The following is an 18,621-nucleotide window of genomic DNA, read 5'->3' as shown; positions in this document are numbered from 1 at the left end:
TGTTTTATGACGCCTATCCCCATCGCCGGTCAACAAAACTTTAACCTTCTGCAGCACCGGCTTTTTCATAGCGCACAAAATCGTAGCCCGGCTGCCCCTCTTTCGGGGCGCCGGCGACCCGCTCCACTTCCTGCCAGTCGTCTGTCAGCTCGGGGAAAAGAGTATCCCCTGCTACCTCGGCATCAATCTCTGTCAGGTAAAGCCGAGCGGCACACGGCAGCATCTGCTGATAGATCTCGCCACCTCCGATCACCATGATCTCCTCCACGCCTTCGATCATGGCCTGATCGTCTGCCAGCGCAAGAGCGTTCTCCAGATCATGACAGACCCGGACGCCGGGGTGTTCAAAGGTGGTATCGCGAGTGACCACGATATTGAGGCGGTTGGGCAGCGCTCTGCCGATGGAGGCGAAGGTAGCGCGTCCCATGATCAGGGGCTTGTGTAATGTGACTGCCTTGAAGAACTTCAGATCTTCTGGCAGATACCAAGGCAGTTTTCCCTCAACGCCAATGACGCGATTGCGTGATACAGCGGCGATCATGGCGACGGGCACCAGTGTGTCCTGCATGGTAGTCCTCTCCGATCGCATTAAACGGCCACGCTGGCGCGAATATGCGGGTGGGGGTCATAGTGCTCGATGGCGATATCTTCAAAGCGAAAGGCGAAGATGTCCTTCACCTCGGGATTGAGCCGCAGGGTCGGCTTGTCCCCCGGGGTGCGCGTCAGCTGGAGGTGCGCCTGTTCGATGTGGTTGCTGTAGAGATGCGCATCGCCCAGCGTATGGATGAACTCACCTGGTGCCAGATCACATACCTGCGCCACCATATGCGTCAGCAGCGCATAGCTTGCGATATTGAAGGGCACCCCCAGAAAGATATCGCCGCTGCGCTGATAGAGCTGGCAGGAAAGCCTGCCGTCAGCCACAAAGAACTGAAAGAGCGCGTGACAGGGCGGCAGCGCCATTTCATCGACCAGCGCCGGATTCCATGCCGATACGATCAGACGCCGGGAGTCCGGGGTCGCCTTTATCTGCTCAATGACCCGGCTGATCTGATCGACATGACCGCCGCCGGGTGACGGCCAGCTGCGCCACTGATACCCGTAGACCGGGCCCAGCTCGCCCTCTTCATCGGCCCAGGCATCCCAGATGGAGACGCCGTTGTCCCTGAGATAGCCGATATTGGTATCACCGCTTAAAAACCACAAAAGCTCGTGAATGATCGAGCGCAGATGCAGCTTTTTGGTGGTCAGTAGCGGAAAGCCCTGTGAGAGATCAAAACGCATCTGATGGCCGAAGATGGCGCGCGTCCCCACGCCCGTACGATCATGCTTTTCCACGCCATGATCGAGCACCTGCTGCATGAGTTCGAGATAGGGCTGCATGTACTTGAAACCGTTTATACCTGTGAAGAAGAACGTGCATCGTCAACGCGCTGACGACGCGACCAGACCACCAGCACTGCGCCCAGAATCAGCATGGGAATGCACAGCAGCTGGCCCATGGTCAGCCAGTCGAAGGCGACAAACCCAAGCTGCGGGTCCGGACGACGAAAGAATTCGACGAAAAAGCGAAAGGCACCGTAGAGCATCAGAAACAGCCCCGAAATCAGGCCGCGCTGGCGCGGCTTGTGCGACACCGTCCAGAGAATGCAGAAAAGTACCACACCCTCCAGGGCAAACTCATAGAGCTCGGACGGATGACGTGGCTCCGGGCCATAGAGCGGATACACCATCCCCCAGGCCACATCGGTTACGCGCCCGGGCAGTTCCTGATTAATGAAGTTGCCCAGCCGCCCCGCGCCCAGGCCGATGGGCACCATGGGGGCAATAAAGTCAGTGAGCTGAAAGAAGGTCAGCTGATGACGACGCGCATAAAGCAGTGAAGCGATGAGCACACCAATAAGGCCGCCATGGAAGCTCATGCCGCCTTCCCAGACCCTGAAGATCCAGAGCGGGTTGGCCAGAAACTGTTCCCAGCCGTAAAAGATCGCATAGCCGATGCGGCCACCCAGTACCACGCCGAGTGCCCCGTAAAAGATCATGTCGCCGACCTGGTCCTTCGTCAGCCCAAGTCGCGCGGCACGGACGCGGGCCAGCCACCAGGCGCCCACAAACCCGATCACATACATCAGGCCGTACCAGTGAATGGCCAGCGGTCCAAGCGAGATCGCTATCGGATCAAATTGCGGATGATGAAACATGCAACCTTCCCTGCCGAAGAGCCCTGTAAGGCCCGATCACATCCCCTCGTAGCGGGCGATGCCAGTGACAGCGGCGAGTTTATCAGAAGCAGGCAGGCCTCGCCCCTCTCTACCTCTATCAGCACTCGCCCGCCAGCACTCGTCTGCCTGCGCGCGTCGCGTTAAGGTATCGGCCTGATTACGGGAAAAGATCTTTATGCGACTGCGTACCACCATACTGCTGTCCATCATCACGCCTTTGATGCTGACGCTGATCACGGTCAGTGCCGTGGCGCTATGGGTACTGGAAGACAACATGCAGCAGCGCCAGCAGGAAGAAGTGCGCCTCATCGCCCACGGGATCCGCCTGCCCCTGACGCAGGCCCTGGCCCGCCATGACGCCCAGGCCCTGCAGGAAGGCCTGAGCGCCACCTTCTCTCTCTCCCGATTATACGGCGCCTTCGTGCTGTCACCATCGGGTCAACAGATGGCCGGCGTTGGTCTGGCCGGCGGTCTGCAGGACGATACCCTGCTGCAGAAGGCGGTCAGTACCCGTCAGGAGGCCGCCGGCGACTTCCGTCAGGACGGTCAGGGCTTTTATACCTATCTGCTGCCGATGACGGACGCCCGTGGCGAACTGCTCGGGGTATTGCAGATCAACCGACTGGCCACCGGTATCGAGCGCTACATGAGTTTAATGACCACCGTGGCACTGCTGCTGACAGTGCTGATGGGCATACTGGTGGTGCTGATGGTCTGGTGGGGCTTTCGCCGCTACGTCAATCGCCCGGTCAACCGGCTTTATCGCAGCATGAAGGCCGTTCAGGGCGGTAACCGCCTACATCGCATTACGCCGGGCGGTGCACGGGAATTTCGCGAGCTTGGCGAGGCGTTCAATGCCATGCTCGACGCCGTGGCCGGCAAGGAGCAGGAGGTGCGCGAACAGCAGCAACAGCAGCTCGCTCTGGAGCGCCGCCTGAAAAAATCCCGCCGCCTGGCTGAAATCGGGGTGCTGGCCGCCGGCGTGGCGCATGAACTCGGCTCGCCGCTGACGGTCATTGATGGGCAGATCCAGCGCCTGCAGCGCCGCGACGACCTTCCCGATGACGCTCGCCAGCGCCTGACCCGCATTCGACGCGAGACCCGGCGCATGGAAGATACCGTACGACAGCTGATGGACATGGGGCGGCGCCACACGCTGCAACCGGCGCAGCACTCGCTGGGAAAGATGATCGATGACGCCGAACAGCTGGCACGCGACGCGCTTCATCATGACACGTCATCCCCCTCGCTCGTGACCGATCTGCCATCAAGGGATGGCATCACCGTGGATCGACAACGCTTCCAGCAGCTGCTCGATAACCTGATCAAGAATGCCTTTCAGGCCGGCAGTCACCGGATCGCCATTTCAGCCGACTACTCGGCACAGGGGGTCATATTGCGCATCGAAGACGACGGCCCGGGCATTGATGCCGATCATCACGGCCATATCTTCGATCCCTTTTACACCACAAAGGGCAGCAGCAAGGGCAGCGGCATGGGCCTGACCATTGTTCACCGCGCAGTCGAGGATCACGGCGGCCATATTACGCTGGAACGGAGCACCTTCGGTGGCGCCGCCTTTGTCATTACCCTGCCGCCGGAAGTGCTGTTGCCACCGGAGGCAATCACCGTCGATGACACGGCCTCCAGACACCGCGAGGCAGACACGCCGGATAGTAAGGACGAGACCATGTCACGAAGCCGCCCCCATGACTGATCGTATTCTGATCGTTGAAGACGACCCTGCCATTCTCGAACTCCTGACCGAAGAGCTCGAGGAGGCGGGACACATCGTGACCGGCGTCGACAGTGCCGAGCAGGCCCTGCTGCATGATCTCGACGTCGACGTCATCATCAGCGACATTCGCCTGCCCGGCATGGATGGCATGACCCTGCTGGAGACACTGGTACAGCAGCCCGATCACCCAGCGGTCATCATCATTACGGCCTTTGGCAGCATCGACCAGGCCGTGGATGCCCTGCAGCGCGGGGCCGATGACTTCCTGACCAAGCCGCTGGATCTCGATCAGGTGCGCGGCAGCGTTGCCCGCCTGAGTCAGCATCGCCGGTTGAAAACGCGCCAGCAGACCCGGCAGACACATGGCATCTGTCATCTGGATGAGCTCACCAGCTGTATGCCAGCCATGGCACAGCTCTTTGATCAGGCCCGACGTCTGGCCGCGCAGCAGGCCGCCGTACTGATTCAGGGCGAAAGCGGCACCGGCAAGGAGCTTCTGGCACATGCTCTGCATCGGGAAGGCCCTCGCCACTCGGGGCCGTTTGTCGCCGTCAACTGTGCCAGCATCGCCCCCGATGTCATGGAAAGCGAGTGCTTCGGTCACGTGAAGGGAGCCTTCACCGGCGCCATTGCTCACCGCCGCGGCCTGTTTCAACAGGCACATGGCGGCACGCTCTTTCTCGATGAAATCGGCGATATGCCGCTTGCCCTGCAGGCAAAGCTGCTGCGTGTTCTACAGACGCATCGCGTCAGACCCGTCGGCAGTGAAGAGGAGCAGCAGATCGACATTCGCATCGTGGCGGCGACCAACCGCCCGCTCGACGCGCTGATCGAGTCAGGCCTTTTTCGCGAAGATCTGTTCTATCGACTGGAAACCTTCAGCCTGACCCTGCCGCCCCTGCGTGAGCGACCCGACGACATTGCCCTGCTCGCCGAGCATTTCATTGAACGCTACAGCCGTGAACAGGGGCATGGCGCCATGTCACTGTCGCCCACAGCGCTCTCGCTGCTGCGGGCCTACCCCTTCCCCGGCAACGTCAGAGAGCTCGATAACGCCATCCTGCGAGCGGTCACGCTGGCGAACACCAGCGTACTGGAACCCGACGACTTCCCCGAACGCTTTCGCCACGTCACCGCCGGCAGCGACAGCCAGAACGCGCAGACACAGGAGTGGCTGAGCCTGGAGCAGATGGAGCAGCGCTATATCCAGCGTGTCCTTGATGCCGTGGACGGCAACAAGCGCCGCGCCGCCGACATTCTGGGCATCGGCCGCAAGACACTGTACCGACGCCTCGAGGCACGGGACTGATCCTTTCCCGACCCTCGAGGCACCCGTTCAATGTCAACCGGAAGCCAGCGCCGGTACCTCCTGGCGGCGTGCGCGACGCCGGGAAAGCACGGTGGCGTCTCCAAGGCACAACAGCCGCGCCCAGCCGTTCTGGCGTACCAGCAGATAAAACAGGATCGGCAGTGCCATCATCAAAAGCCAGCGCGGTGCCAGCGCCTCCACCATGCCATGATGATCGAGCGTGACCTGAATGCTCAGGTGCAAGAACATGATCACCATCGACGCCTCTCCCGCCAGCCCCACGGCTCTGGCCACGACCGGCACACGCGCCAGCTGACGCGATAGCGCCATCAGCACCAGGGTCACGGCAAACGCAGCCAACAGGCTCAGTACCGGTATTCCGTAGTCAGCATATTTCATGTCCATCGTAAAATCCGGACAGGCATGAACACACCACATCGACAGCACACTCACCCCGGCACTCAGCAGCAGTACACGTGGCCTTTCGACATCGATTCGATAGTGGGCAACCAGATACCCCAGATAAAAACAGGGCACCGCGATCAACACCACGTTGAGGTTACCGATCAGCCACAGCTCCCTGAAAAAGTACTGGTTGATCGTGGCAAGTCCGAGCATGACCAGCATGACACCGCCCGTGGCACGCACCGAAAGACGCGTCAGCAGCAGGTTGACCAGCTGCTGCGCGGCCCAGAAGCAGGTGACAAACCAGAACGGCGACAGTCCCGAGACGAGCTCACGCCCACCCAGCACCATATCGAGCAGTGCCCCGGACAGTGTTCGCTCCTCCCCCAGCGCCTGGTAAAGCACCGGTGCGTACAACAGCAGCATGAAAAAACCGTAGGGCACCAGCAGATGCAGGCTCTTGCGGCTGAGATACGCCTTGAGATCAGCGTTGGGTCTGAACAGGTAGCCGGCAATGATGAAAAAGAGCGGCATGTGAAACAGGAAGAAAAAGTCTCGCCAGAATCCGGTGGTCATGTGGCCATAGACGACCATCATGATGCCGAGCCCTTTCAGGATGTTGATCCATTCAAGTTTTTTGACCATGGGTCCAGTCACTATCCGTTGACGACGTTACCTCCGATTGGAGCAACGTTCATGCCAACATGACGCATCGCCATGAAAAAAGAATACCCTTTTGTTTATTAAGCGTTTTTATTGGCAGGATCTGGACGAGGCATTGCCAAAAAAGCGTTCAAGGCGTGTGTCATGACGACACATGGGGCGTCACGACACACGCACAGGGTGGGTCAGGACGAGACACATCTCAGTCCCGCGGCGGCAGCAGATGGACCAGCTCCCACTCCTTCATGCGCTGATAGACCAGCTCACGTGTTTCGGTCAGCGAATGCAGTGCCAGGACGTCGCTGACCAGGTTCTGGACACCCTCCAGCGACACGCGGCGTATCGCGGCACGCACACGCGAGAGATTGGGCGCATTCATGGAGAGCACCCGATACCCCATGCCCGTCAGCAGCAGCGCGCCCACCGGATCCCCCGCAAGTTCGCCGCATACCGAAGCGGAAACGTTCAGCCGCCGACTTTCACGAGCGATATGATCAAGGGCTCTGAGCACCGCCGGCTGACAGGCATCATAAAGGCTCATGACGCGAGCGTTGTTGCGATCCACCGCCAGCAGATACTGAATCAGGTCATTGCTGCCGACCGAGAAGAAATCGACGCGCGTGGAGAGCGCCTCCAGCTGGTAAATGACGGCAGGTACCTCCAGCATGACGCCCAGCAGCGGCCGCTCGACCCTGACGCCATCGTCACGAAGCTCGCCGATGGCGCGATCCAGCAGACGACTGGCCGTATCGACCTCTTCAATGCTGGTCACCATGGGCAGCAGGATACGCAGATTATCCAGCCCCTCGGCCGCCCGAAGCATGGCCCGCAGCTGCACCATCAGCACCTCGGGGTGGTCCAGCGTGACCCGAATACCGCGCCAGCCCAGAAACGGGTTGTCCTCTTCGATGGGGAAATAGGGCAGCGATTTGTCGCCGCCAATATCCAGCGTTCTCATGACCACCGGAAGGGGCGCAAACCCCTGAAGCTGCTCGCGATAGATCCGCGTCTGCTCCTTCTCGCTGGGAAAGCGCTGATGCATCATGAAGGGCACTTCGGTGCGATAGAGCCCGACCCCATCGATGCGGGCGGCCGGTGAGCCGCTCATTTCCACCGCCAGCCCGGTATTGATCATCAGACGAATGCGGTAGCCGTCACTGGTTTCACTGGGCAGGGACTGCTCGCTTTCAAGCATCGAGGTCAGCGCCTGCTCTTCCTCGATCATGTTCTCATAGCGCACCAGCAGATCCTGCTGGGGGCGCAGAATCAGTCGCCCCCGGTGACCATCCACGATCATCGGCGTGCCGGCCAGCCGCGAAATGGGCAGATCGCTCATGCCCATTACTGCAGGAATGTCCATGGCACGGGCCAGTATCGCCACGTGGGAGGTGCTCGACCCCCTCAGCGCCACCAGACCCACCAGCTTGTCGCGAGGAATTTCTCCCAGCTGCGCGGCGCTGATCTCGTCACCGACCAGGATGGTACGGTCGGGATAGACCGGCTTGCGGGCCTCGCTGTCCTTTTGCAGATGCGCCAGCACGCGACGTCCCAGATCACGGATATCCGCGGCGCGCTCGCGCAGATAGTTGTCATCCACCCGCTCAAGATAGTTGACGTGGCGCTGGACAACCCGCGACAGCGCGTAGGGGGCCCACTGCCCTTCCCGGATGCGCTTCTCGACCTCGTTACCCAGCGCCGCGTCTCCCAGCATCTGCTGATAGACATCAAACAGCGCCTGCTCCTGCTCCGAAATGCGACTGGCCAGTCGCTCGGCCGCCTGGCGGATATCGTGGCGCACGCAGTCGATGGCTTCCCGCAGACGCAGCACCTCGGCCTCGATGTCGTCGGGCACCCGCTCGGGCACCGCTTCGAGATTGGCCGATGGCACTACCACAAAGGCCTCGCCGATGGCCATCCCGGGCGCGGCCGCGATGCCGTTGAGCAGCGCCTGGGTGCCAGGGTCGCTCAAGCGCGCCAGCGCGCCCGTGGAAAGGGCATGTACCAGCACCCCGGCCAGCTGCGCGGCCATGGTGATCAGAAAGGCTTCTTCACCCTCACCGAACTGGCGTTTTTCACGCTGCTGCACGACCAGTACGCCCAGCACACGACGCTGGTGGATGATGGGAACGCCAAGAAAGCTGGAATAGCGCTCCTCGCCGGTTTCGGCGAAGTAGCGAAAGTGGGAGTGGGATAGTGCCTCTTCGATATTGAGAGGCTCTTCGCGCTGACCGACAAGCCCGACCAGCCCTTCGCCCGGCTTCAGAGTGACCTGTCCGATGGCCGAGGCATTCAGACCGATGGTGTCCATCAGGATGAAGCAGTCACGTTCATCGTCGCGCAGATATACCGAGCAGACATCCGTCTGCATGGCCTTGCGTATGCGCCGCACAATGATCGACAGCGCCGCATCGAGGCTGCGGGCGCCGTTCACCTCCTGAACAATGCGGCGAAGAATTTCGAGCATGGCGTTATGTTTTCATCCCTGTATATCTGCCATGGCCGGGCCTCCTGTCATGACAGGCACCCGGACACGGCCATGGCCGCTATTGACCGGCCGCATCTACCGAACGTTCTCCCGGCAGACGTGGCGCCAGCTCTCGCAGGGCGCGCCGATAGACGTCACGCTTGAAGGACACCACCTGACCCAGCGGATACCAGTAGCTGACCCATCGCCAGCCATCGAATTCGGGCTTGGGCGTGGTGTCCACGCAAATGCTTGATTCCTGACATCGCATGCGCAACAGGAACCACTTCTGCTTCTGACCAATGCAAAGCGGGCGCGAATGGGTGCGAATCAACCCCTTTGGCAACCGATATCTGAGCCAGCCACGTGTACAGGCCAGTATATCGACGTCATCGGGATGCAGGCCGATCTCCTCTTTCAGTTCTCGATACAAGGCGTCATGAGGTGTCTCATCTTCCTTGATCCCACCCTGTGGAAATTGCCATGCATTCTGTCCCACCCGTCGTGCCCACAGCACCTGGCCACCGCAGTTGGCAATAATGATGCCAACGTTGGGCCGGAAACCGTCGGGATCGATCACGACTTGCCACCTTTTGAAAATAGATTACAGGCATTCTTCCACAAAGCGAGAAAGCGCATCAATATGCTGCGCACAGGCAGTCGAGTTGTTGCGCGCACATATTAAAGCTCGGGCATCTTTGTAATAATGAAATTAAACAAACCGACCCTTGCCTTTGATGGGAGCCTTCCCCTTGACGCTGGCCATTTTCGATCTTGACAACACACTGCTGGGCGGCGACAGCGATCACGCATGGAACGATTTTCTGGTCGAACAGGGCATCGTTGATCGCGATCATTTCCGACGCGAAAACGACCGTTTCCACCGCGCCTACGACGCCGGCACGCTGGATATCCATGAATACCTCGCCTTTGCCCTCGCACCACTGACGCGTCACACCAGAGAAGAGCTCGACGAGCTGCATCGACAGTTCATGGCTGAGCGCATCGAGCCCATCATCCTGTCTCAGGGCGAGGCGTTGCTGGAAAGTCATCGCGCCCGTGGCGACCGGATTCTGATCATTACCGCCACCAATCGCTTCGTCACCGGCCCGATCGCAGCGCGGCTGGGCGTGGAGCATCTGATCGCCGTGGAGCCCGAGATGGTGGAAGGTCGCTATACCGGGCGTGTCGACGGTATTCCAAGCTTTCGGGAGGGCAAGATCACCCGCCTGGAGCACTGGCTCGAGGCACAGGGTATCTCTCTTGAAGGCGCTGTTTTCTACAGCGACTCTCAAAACGATCTGCCGCTGCTTGAGCGGGTCGACCACCCCGTTGCTGTCGATCCGGACCCCGTGCTGGCCGACATTGCCGGGCAACGAAACTGGCAAATCATTACCCTGCGGGATCGCGACGAACGGCGCGATTCCCTATAATCGGCATTATCCATCGCGGAGCGTGTCACTTTGACACCCTTGACTGAGCCGACAGGCCACGCCCTCGGGACCTTCCGATCGCGACTCCGGCCTCTACATCAGACAATGGAAATGCCGTTTGACCCAGCGCGTTCTGCTCGTCGCCTGTCCATCCACGACGATGACCCTCCGACGCTCAAGGCCTCGTGTCATGTCGGACCGACAAAGCAGAGCGCAAATCTCGCATCAAACCGAGCGTGAGAAGCCATGGCAGCAACGACGTATGATGTTCTTATCGTGGGTGGCGGCGTATCCGGCACTGCCCTTTTGTACGAACTGGCCCGATACACCGATCTGAAGGCCATCGGTCTGGTCGAGAAATATGACAAGGTTGCCATTGTCAATTCGCATGGTCGCAACAACAGCCAGACCATTCACTGTGGTGATATCGAGACCAACTACACGCTGGAAAAGGCCCGTACGACCAAGCGTACCGCCGGCATGGTGATCAACTTCGGGACCAAACTGCCCGATGAAGAGCGCGACCATATCATCTATCGCTATCCCAAGATGGTACTGGGGGTAGGCGACAAGCAGTGCGACTTCCTGCGCAAGCGCTTTGACACCTTCAGCGAACTCTTCCCGAAAATGCGCCTTCTCGAGCGCGACGACATCGCCGCTCAGGAGCCAAAGGTTGTTGAGGGCCGTGATCCCTCCGAGAAGATTCTGGCGCTCGGTTCGACCGACGAATACACGGCCGTCAACTACACCACGCTGTCAGAAGCCTTTGTGAAATATGCCGAGCAGGATGCCGCAAAAAAGGGCATGACCTGCGACCTGCACCTGTCGACGCCGGTTCACGGTATCGAGAAGGAAGGCGATCTTTTCAAGGTCACCACGCCCAACCGGGGCACCCTGCAGGCACGCTATGTGGTCGTGGCCGCCGGTGGCCATTCGCTGCTGTTTGCCCACCAGATGGGCTATGGCCTGGACAAGTCCTGTTTGCCGATGGCCGGGTCATTTTATTTCACGCCCAAAGTGCTCAACGGCAAGGTCTACACCATTCAAAACGAGAATCTGCCCTTTGCCGCCGTTCACGGCGACCCGGACGTGCTGGTCGACGGCAAGACCCGTTTCGGACCCACGGCTTTGATGCTGCCGCTGCTGGAGCGCTACAACAGCAAGACCTTTACGGAATTTCTGCGCGTGTTCCGCTTCGACAGCAGCGTGGCAAAAGTCTTCTGGGACCTGCTCAAGGTTCGCGACATTCGCAACTATGTCTTCAAGAACTTCCTGTATGAAGTGCCGGTACTGCGCGAAAAACTCTTTTATCAGAGCATCAAGAGCATCGTGCCCAGCCTTCGTTCCGAGGACGTCGAATTCGCCAAGGGCTTTGGCGGCGTGCGCCCACAGCTGATCGACAAGAGCGCCAAAAAGCTGGTGATGGGTGAGGCCAAGATTGATCCGGGCACCGGTATTGTCTTCAACATGACACCCTCGCCCGGCGGCACCAGCTGTCTGGGTAACGCCGAGAAGGATCTTTACCTGGCGCAGCAGTACCTTGGGTTCAATATCGACAAGGAAGCCTTCGAGCGCGACCTGCTGATGGGTGAAGTCGAACTTCGAGGCCTCGATGAAGCGCCTCAGATGTCGCCTGAAAAGTCGTCCCACGGCGAAAATCTCGACCGCGAGCAGGAAAAGGAAAAAGCTGGCAAGAGCGTCGGGCCCGGTGCCTGACCGGCGCTGATCGATAGAAGCATTGGAAACATTAAAAAAGGCACCCGAACGGGTGCCTTTTTTGTTATCGACCGGGACCGGCCTGAAGACGATGCCGTCAGGCGCTGGCGATCAAACGCTGACGCCTGATGGCACCTGCTATCAGACCAATCGTGATCAGGGCCAGCACAACGAAGCCGAGCAGCGTCCACCCCGGCAGGGAAACCCCCAGAAAGCTGCCCTTGACCTCGGCGCACTCTCCGGAAGAGTTCAACACCATGGCGATTACGCTTTGCAGCGGCAGTACTTCCATCATGTAATTCAGGCCCGGACCGCAGCTGGGCACCTGATCAGCGGGCAGGTTCTGCAGCCAGACATGTCGACCGGCCAGAAAGATACCGGCACCAGCACCGATCAGTGACAATACCCCGTAGAGGCTCCCCGCCCATCCCCTCGGATTGTGCAGGGCACCCACAATCAGGGGCACCAGCGCCACAAGCACGGCGACGCGCTGAAAGGTGCACAGCGGGCACGGCTCAAGCCCGAAGCCATACTGCAGCACCAGCGCAAACGCCAGCATGAAAATACAAAAGGCGCTGCCAGCAAGACACCATTGGCGTGCTGACCGGTTCAACAGTTTCGACATGTGTGGCTCCACCAGTTTACGTTGTTACTTCTTTATGAGGCGTCACTATTGACCTTCAAGCGACGCGCATGTTCGAAATAACGCTGCAAAAAGGTCGAGAAATCAACCTCGTCGCCCGTTTCTGTTTCCTGCTGTTGCTGGTGAGAAGTCTCTACCAGCTGATTCAGCAGCGTATCGCGTGCCGGATCCATGTCGGTGTCTGCAAACCACTGCGCATGTTCACGCGCTCGCGCCAGTGACCAGGTGACAAAATCATCGCCACTGTCCTGCATCTGCTGATGCATGCGACCGGCCGGTGTCGTTTCGGGATGATGAATCCGCTCCCGAAGCCCGGACAGTGCCCTCTGATGAGGGGCCGCCTCGTCGGCACTGTCCATCAGCTCGGCAATGGGCGCCATGGCGTCAAAGATCTCTTCCAGACACTGCGCCAGCGGCCGATCGCCCTGCGCGAACGAGAGCATCAAGGACGCCTCCCGCCCACGGCGTACCACCTGCGCCCGATTATCGTCGAGACGGTCACACTCCTGATCGCTGATCCAGGGACTGGGAGAGAGCAGACACCAGACCAGAAAGGTGTCGATGAAATGAATCTGCTGCTCATCGATGCCCAGGGGCGTAAAGGGATTGATGTCGAGACAGCGTACTTCGATGTACTCCACACCGCGCGACTCCATGGCCTGCGTCGGCGTTTCATCGTGACGTGCCACGCGCTTGGGACGAATATCACTGTAATACTCGTTTTCGATCTGCAGCATGTTGGCGTTGAGCTGGCGCCACTGCCCGTCGACTTCGACGCCTTCGCGCTCGTAGTCGGGCCAGGGTGTCACAATGGCGTGGCGCAGGGTGCCGATGTAGTTTTCAAGCGAGTTGAAGCAGATGCGCAGCTGTGACTGTACCTTGTTCTGATAACCCAGATCGCTCATGCGCAGCGTCGATGCCGTGTCCGACAGCAGGGTCTGCCGGCCGTGGGGGGCCAGTCCGGCATCCCGCCCTTCAAGGAAGCTGCGATCCACGGCAGGCGATGCACCAAACAGATACATCAGCACCCAGCTGTTGCGGCGGAAATTGCGAATCAGATCAAAATAGGCCCGCGAGCGAAACGCCTGTGCTGACACCGCCTGATGACCGTCGATCTCCTGTAGATGCGTCCAGAGTTCATCGGGCAGTGAAAAGTTGTAATGGATACCGGCAATCGACTGCATGATGCGTCCGTAGCGCATATCCAGACCGTTACGATACACCCGCTTCATGGTCCCCACGTTGGAGTTGCCGTAATCCGCAATCGGAATGCTGTCGTTCCCATCGAGCTCGGCGGGCATGCTGGCCGGCCAGATCAGCTCCTGCCCCAGATAGCGATAGCTGTAACGATGCAGGTCTCCCAGAAACGCCAGCGCATCGGCAGGTCGGGAAAATACCGGCGTGATGTACTCCAGCAGCGATTCCGAATAATCGGTCGTGATATAGGGGTGGGTCAGCTTCGAGCCCAGAGCATGCGGATGAGGCGTTGACACGATGCGCCCCTGAGAATCCACGCGCAGCCCTTCCTTTTCAATGCCCCGGCGAATGCGGCCAAAAAGGCCCTGCTGCGCCGGTGCGCTCAGTCCATCGATGCGGCGAGTGAATTGCTCGGACAAGGTTGAACACCTTCTCTTGCGGGAGCCCGTACGTCAGGGATCTGATCGCACGTGTGCCGGCCGTTGGCCGATATCGGGCTCCGGAACTGTTTTCGTCGACCGGCACCTGATGAGACTGCCTGATCAGGCGCCGATATCTGCCAATAGTGTGCTCATTATGAAGCGCGACTTCAGCCTTTCAAGCGCCAAAGTGCGCATGCTAACGAGTTTAGCATCTCATCGCCGGCGATCGCCCGACTTGCCGGCCCCCGCCTTCAACAGCGCAGCCCCCAGTGACCCGACCGGCTCCTGCGAGGAGGGCTTTTCCCTGCCCTGTGCCTTTGGCCTGTCACGCCCGGATCGCTTCGCACGGTCGGTGCTGCCGCCCTGCTCGGCCTCCGGGGTATCGTCAAGACGCATGGACAGCCCGATGCGCCCGCGCGCCTGATCCACGCTCATGACCTTGACCCTGACCACATCGCCCGCCTTGACCACTGACCGCGGGTCCTGCACGAACTGATGTGACAGCGCCGAGATGTGCACCAGACCATCCTGATGCACGCCAATGTCCACAAACGCGCCAAAGTGCGTCACGTTGGTGATCACACCTTCCAGCACCATGCCGGTGACCAGATCACTGACCTTTTCCACGCCCTCCTGGAACTGCGCAGCGCGAAACTCGGGCCGCGGATCACGTCCGGGCTTTTGCAGCTCCTTGAGAAGATCGCTCACCGTCGGCAGGCCGAAGCGATCATCGGCGTAGTCTGCAGCGCGGACGCCGCGCAGAAAATCGCTATCGCCGATCAGGGTCTTCAGATTGCGACGACTGGCCTGTGCGATGCGCTCCGCCACCGGATAGGCCTCGGGGTGAACGGCCGAGGCATCCAGCGGATTGCTGCCGCCATTGATGCGCAGAAAGCCCGCGCACTGCTCGAAGGTCTTTGGCCCCAGCCTTGCTATCTCAAGAATCTGTCGGCGGTTATCGAAGGCGCCGTGCTGTTCGCGCCAGGCCACAATGTTGTCGGCCAGAGTCGTATTGAGTCCGGAGACCCGGGCCAGCAGGGCCGACGAGGCAGTATTGAGATCCACCCCGACGGCGTTGACGCAGTCCTCGACCACGGCGTCCAGCGAGCGGGCCAGCATCACCTGCGACACGTCGTGCTGATATTGCCCCACCCCGATCGATTTGGGATCAATCTTGACCAGCTCCGCCAGCGGATCCTGCAGTCGCCGCGCGATCGACACGGCGCCCCGAATGGTGACATCCAGCTCCGGCAGTTCGCGCGAGGCAAACTCGGAGGCCGAATAGACCGAGGCCCCCGCCTCACTCACCATAACCTTCGCGATGTCGCGTCCCTTGAGCCGCTCCAGAAGATCCGCGGCCAGACGATCGGTTTCACGACTGGCGGTACCGTTGCCGATCGCGACCAGCCCGACATCGTGCTGTTTGCACAGCGCTGTCAGCGTGGTCAGCGAGGCCTCCCACTGGTTGCGCGGCGCATGCGGATAGATGGCGGTGTGATCCACTACCCTGCCGGTGGCATCCACCACCGCCACCTTGACGCCAGTGCGAAGCCCGGGGTCGAGCCCGAGCGTGGCACGCGATCCGGCCGGCGCCGCCAGCAGCAGATCCTTCAGGTTATCGGCGAAGACACTGATGGCTGTAGCTTCGGCCTGCTCACGCAGTTGCCCCAGCAGCTCGGTTTCCAGATGCGTGTAAAGCTTGACCCGCCAGGTCCAGCGCACGACGTCCTTCAGCCAGCGATCGGCAGGCCGGGCATGGTCACTGATGCCAAACTCGCGAGCAATTTCGACCTCACACGGATGCACACTCGCCTCGTCTTCCTCGGGCAGCTTGAGGGCCAGCCCCAGCACGCCCTCCTGTCGACCGCGAAACATGGCCAGCGCTCGATGAGAGGGCGTTTTGATGAGGCTTTCACGATGATCAAAGTAGTCGGAGAACTTGGCGCCACTGCTCTCCTGCCCGGCCAGCACCGTGGCCACCAGCTCGGACTCCTGCCACAGACGATCCCGAAGCCGACCCACCAGCGCCGGCGCTTCGGCAAAGCGCTCCATCAGAATCTGTCTGGCACCATCCAGTGCAGCACGAGCATCCGTAATACCGTGCTCATCACTGAGATAATCGGCCGCCGTTTGCTCGGGCACCAGAGACGGATCATTCATGAGGGCATCAGCCAGCGGCTCAAGCCCGGCCTCACGGGCAATCTGCGCTTTGGTGCGCCGCTTTTTGCGATAGGGCAGATAAAGATCTTCCAGCCGCTGCTTGGTATCGGCGGCCAGGATGCTGGCACGCAGCGTCTCGTCGAGTCTGCCCTGCTCCTCGATCGAGGACAGCACCGTCTCGCGACGCTCATCGAGCTCACGCAGATAGCGCAGACGGGTCTCGAGAAGACGCAGCTGGCTGTCATCCAGACCGCCGGTGGCCTCCTTGCGATAGCGGGAGATGAACGGCACGGTGGCGCCTTCATCCAGCAGGGCGATGGTGGCCTCGATCTGGGCAGGTCGAACGGCAGTGGCTCCGGCAGCTTCACCAAGCTCTGCGGCCAGACGCGCTGCCATCGAAGAAATCTGAGTCATGAAAACGCCTTCCCTTCCGAACAGGGCGCCAGGGTATCACAAACCGTGAAGTGACGGGACAGCGCCGCTACTGCGGGAAGGGCTGCAATGACATGGCAACAGCCAGGGAGCTGTCGCCATGAAGATCTGCCTGTCAGCAGAAGTGACGAAAAGCGCCGGGAGCGTGCTTCAAATCGATGCGTTTCAGACCAGCTCCGGCCCTGCGCGCGTGATGGCGTCATCCACGCCGTCAAACCGGCTGAAATTGTCGATGAACTTCTGGATCAAAAGGCGAACCTGCTCCTCGAAGGCCGTCCTGTCCTGCCAGGCACGACGCGGATCCAGCAGCGACGATTCCACACCCTTGACGGCCACCGGCACCGAGAGGTTGAGCCCCGGTATCGTGGTCGTGTCGACCTCCTTGAGCGCGCCACTCTGGATGGCACTGATGATGGCCCGGGTGGTGGGAATGCTGAAACGCTCGCCACCCTGCCCATGGGCGCCCCCGGTCCAGCCCGTATTGACCAGATAGACGCGCGAACCAAAGGCTTCGATGCGCTTGATCAAAAGCTCGGCATACTCATGAGCCGGACGCGGAAAAAACGGCGCCCCGAAACAGGTCGAAAAGGTCGCCTCCAGTGCGCTGCCAGCACCGATCTCGGTGGATCCCACGCGTGCGGTATAGCCGGAGAGAAAGTGATAGGCGGCCGCTTCGCGCGACAGGATCGACACCGGTGGCAGAACACCGCTCATGTCGCAGGTCAGAAAGACAATCGCGCTCGGCTCGCCAGCCCTGTTGTCCGCCGTTCGCTTGTCGACGTGCTCCAGCGGATAGGCCGCCCGAGCATTCTGGGTCAGCGACGCATCCTCATAAACCGGTATCCGGTCGTCATCGAGCACGACATTTTCAAGCACGGTCGGAAAGCGGATGGCCCGATAGATAATGGGCTCGTTCTTGTCGCTAAGGTCAACGGTCTTGGCATAGCAGCCGCCTTCGAGATTGAAAACGGTCCCCTCCCCCCAGCCATGCTCGTCATCACCGATCAGATAGCGCGACGGGTCAGCCGACAGCGTGGTCTTGCCGGTGCCCGAAAGCCCGAAAAAGAGCGTGGTTTCGCCGTTGTCACCGACATTGGCGCTGCAGTGCATCGGCAGCACACCCTTTTCCGGCAGCAGAAAGTTCTGCACCGTGAACATCGCCTTTTTCATTTCACCGGCGTAATGCATGCCGGCAATCAGCACGCGACGACGAGCAAAATTGATGATCACCGTGCCATCGGAATGGGTATGGTCACGCTCGGGCTGGCAGACAAACTCCGGCGCGCTCATGACCTGCCATTCACGCTTGTCGTGCGGATTGAAGGGCTGCGCTCGTACAAAGAGGTTGCGGGCAAACAGGCTGTGCCAGGCATACTGGGCCGTGACACGAATCGGCAGATAATGCTCGGGGTCCGCCCCGACATGAAGCTCGGTCTCAAATGCTCCCTTGTCGGCCAGAAACTCCTCGACCCGCTCCCACAACGCATCAAAGTGCTCCCCGGAGAAGGGACGATTGACGCTGCCCCAGTCAATCTCGTGACTGGTGGAGGGCTCATCAACGATATAGCGGTCAACGGGCGAGCGGCCGGTACGCCGGCCGGTTTCTGCTACCAGCGCTCCATTGGCCGCAAGCCTTGCCTCCCCGCGTGCGATGGCGTACTCGACCAGTTCGGCGGCACTTGCATTGATACGGGGGGTGTTCGTGTTTGTGTTTGTGGTCATGTCCATCCCGGGCCTGAGCCGTTCTCTCTCGTTGGTCAAATGGGCACTTATGGCTGCCTCTGGTGTTTTATGCCCTGTCAACAGGCAATGTGCGC

The 18,621-nt window shown here is 60.3% G+C and carries 14 protein-coding genes; 4 read left to right on the top strand and 10 right to left on the bottom strand.

The genetic code is table 11. The features are described from left to right. Positions 1–40: 40 nt before the first annotated feature. Genes BM079_RS05515 through lgt form a run of 3 tightly spaced genes read right to left on the bottom strand, consistent with a single transcriptional unit; the run spans position 41 to position 2,201 of the window. Positions 41–568 carry a dihydrofolate reductase gene (locus tag BM079_RS05515; RefSeq protein WP_245742833.1) on the bottom strand — a complete coding sequence of 176 codons (528 nt, stop codon included), beginning with the start codon at positions 566–568 and terminating at the stop codon, positions 41–43. A 20-nt stretch (positions 569–588) separates the two neighbouring features. Next, positions 589–1,383 (bottom strand): thymidylate synthase, encoded by a 795-nt coding sequence (locus BM079_RS05510; RefSeq protein ID WP_090131582.1) that lies wholly within the window; start codon positions 1,381–1,383, stop codon positions 589–591. 14 nt (positions 1,384–1,397) lie between these two features. Beyond that, positions 1,398–2,201 (bottom strand): prolipoprotein diacylglyceryl transferase, encoded by an 804-nt coding sequence (gene lgt, locus BM079_RS05505; protein ID WP_090131580.1) that lies wholly within the window; start codon positions 2,199–2,201, stop codon positions 1,398–1,400. Positions 2,202–2,397: 196 nt separating this feature from the next. On the opposite strand from lgt, the gene BM079_RS05500 reads away from it, so the two are divergent. Beyond that, positions 2,398–3,939 carry a sensor histidine kinase gene (locus tag BM079_RS05500; protein ID WP_090131579.1) on the top strand — a complete coding sequence of 514 codons (1,542 nt, stop codon included), beginning with the start codon at positions 2,398–2,400 and terminating at the stop codon, positions 3,937–3,939. Continuing rightward, positions 3,932–5,269: a sigma-54-dependent transcriptional regulator gene (locus BM079_RS05495; RefSeq protein WP_090131578.1), complete on the top strand. Its 1,338-nt coding sequence runs from the start codon at positions 3,932–3,934 to the stop codon at positions 5,267–5,269. The genes BM079_RS05500 and BM079_RS05495 overlap by 8 nt, the downstream gene beginning before the upstream one ends. Before the next feature lie 33 nt (positions 5,270–5,302). Here the strand turns inward: BM079_RS05495 and BM079_RS05490 are convergent, their stop codons facing one another. The 3 genes from BM079_RS05490 to BM079_RS05480 form a co-directional block, all read right to left on the bottom strand. Then, entirely contained in the window at positions 5,303–6,319 is a 1,017-nt protein-coding gene (locus BM079_RS05490) for an acyltransferase family protein (RefSeq protein WP_090131575.1), read from the bottom strand. A 220-nt stretch (positions 6,320–6,539) separates the two neighbouring features. Continuing rightward, positions 6,540–8,801 (bottom strand): phosphoenolpyruvate--protein phosphotransferase, encoded by a 2,262-nt coding sequence (ptsP, locus tag BM079_RS05485; protein WP_090131573.1) that lies wholly within the window; start codon positions 8,799–8,801, stop codon positions 6,540–6,542. Between the two features lie 79 nt (positions 8,802–8,880). Next, positions 8,881–9,381: an RNA pyrophosphohydrolase gene (locus BM079_RS05480; RefSeq protein WP_090131571.1), complete on the bottom strand. Its 501-nt coding sequence runs from the start codon at positions 9,379–9,381 to the stop codon at positions 8,881–8,883. Between the two features lie 172 nt (positions 9,382–9,553). Here BM079_RS05480 and BM079_RS05475 point away from each other — a divergent pair, with 172 nt between their 5' ends. Together BM079_RS05475 and BM079_RS05470 are read left to right on the top strand one after the other, a co-directional pair. Next, entirely contained in the window at positions 9,554–10,234 is a 681-nt protein-coding gene (locus BM079_RS05475; protein ID WP_090132018.1) for a histidinol-phosphatase, read from the top strand. A gap of 246 nt (positions 10,235–10,480) precedes the next feature. Then, the gene (locus tag BM079_RS05470) at positions 10,481–11,950 is read left to right on the top strand and encodes an FAD-dependent oxidoreductase (protein WP_090131569.1); all 1,470 of its coding nucleotides are present in this window, start codon (positions 10,481–10,483) and stop codon (positions 11,948–11,950) included. Between the two features lie 97 nt (positions 11,951–12,047). Here BM079_RS05470 and BM079_RS05465 read toward each other — a convergent pair whose 3' ends face one another. From BM079_RS05465 to BM079_RS05450, 4 genes are all read right to left on the bottom strand, one after another. Continuing rightward, positions 12,048–12,575, bottom strand: coding sequence for a disulfide bond formation protein B (locus tag BM079_RS05465; protein WP_090131567.1), 528 nt, complete (start codon positions 12,573–12,575; stop codon positions 12,048–12,050). A gap of 32 nt (positions 12,576–12,607) precedes the next feature. Further along, positions 12,608–14,209, bottom strand: coding sequence for a glutamate--cysteine ligase (gshA, locus tag BM079_RS05460; RefSeq protein WP_090131565.1), 1,602 nt, complete (start codon positions 14,207–14,209; stop codon positions 12,608–12,610). Positions 14,210–14,425: 216 nt separating this feature from the next. Beyond that, positions 14,426–16,786 (bottom strand): Tex family protein, encoded by a 2,361-nt coding sequence (locus BM079_RS05455; protein WP_090131563.1) that lies wholly within the window; start codon positions 16,784–16,786, stop codon positions 14,426–14,428. 183 nt (positions 16,787–16,969) lie between these two features. After that, positions 16,970–18,526 (bottom strand): phosphoenolpyruvate carboxykinase, encoded by a 1,557-nt coding sequence (locus BM079_RS05450; RefSeq protein WP_090132016.1) that lies wholly within the window; start codon positions 18,524–18,526, stop codon positions 16,970–16,972. Positions 18,527–18,621: the final 95 nt, after the last annotated feature.

This window comes from Kushneria avicenniae, from assembly GCF_900112585.1.
Lineage (GTDB): Bacteria > Pseudomonadota > Gammaproteobacteria > Pseudomonadales > Halomonadaceae > Kushneria > Kushneria avicenniae.
Note: the sequence above shows the minus strand (reverse complement) of the source record. Positions and strands in the feature narration are given on the sequence as shown.

Coding starts and splice junctions, on each gene's coding strand:
- BM079_RS05510 (WP_090131582.1), bottom strand. CDS start 1,383: ATGCAGCCCTATCTCGAACTCATGCAGCAGGTGCTCGATCATGGCGTG.
- BM079_RS05500 (WP_090131579.1), top strand. CDS start 2,398: ATGCGACTGCGTACCACCATACTGCTGTCCATCATCACGCCTTTGATG.
- BM079_RS05470 (WP_090131569.1), top strand. CDS start 10,481: ATGGCAGCAACGACGTATGATGTTCTTATCGTGGGTGGCGGCGTATCC.
- BM079_RS05455 (WP_090131563.1), bottom strand. CDS start 16,786: ATGACTCAGATTTCTTCGATGGCAGCGCGTCTGGCCGCAGAGCTTGGT.
- lgt (WP_090131580.1), bottom strand. CDS start 2,201: ATGTTTCATCATCCGCAATTTGATCCGATAGCGATCTCGCTTGGACCG.
- BM079_RS05465 (WP_090131567.1), bottom strand. CDS start 12,575: ATGTCGAAACTGTTGAACCGGTCAGCACGCCAATGGTGTCTTGCTGGC.
- BM079_RS05490 (WP_090131575.1), bottom strand. CDS start 6,319: ATGGTCAAAAAACTTGAATGGATCAACATCCTGAAAGGGCTCGGCATC.
- BM079_RS05515 (WP_245742833.1), bottom strand. CDS start 568: ATGCAGGACACACTGGTGCCCGTCGCCATGATCGCCGCTGTATCACGC.
- BM079_RS05450 (WP_090132016.1), bottom strand. CDS start 18,526: ATGACCACAAACACAAACACGAACACCCCCCGTATCAATGCAAGTGCC.
- BM079_RS05495 (WP_090131578.1), top strand. CDS start 3,932: ATGACTGATCGTATTCTGATCGTTGAAGACGACCCTGCCATTCTCGAA.
- ptsP (WP_090131573.1), bottom strand. CDS start 8,801: ATGCTCGAAATTCTTCGCCGCATTGTTCAGGAGGTGAACGGCGCCCGC.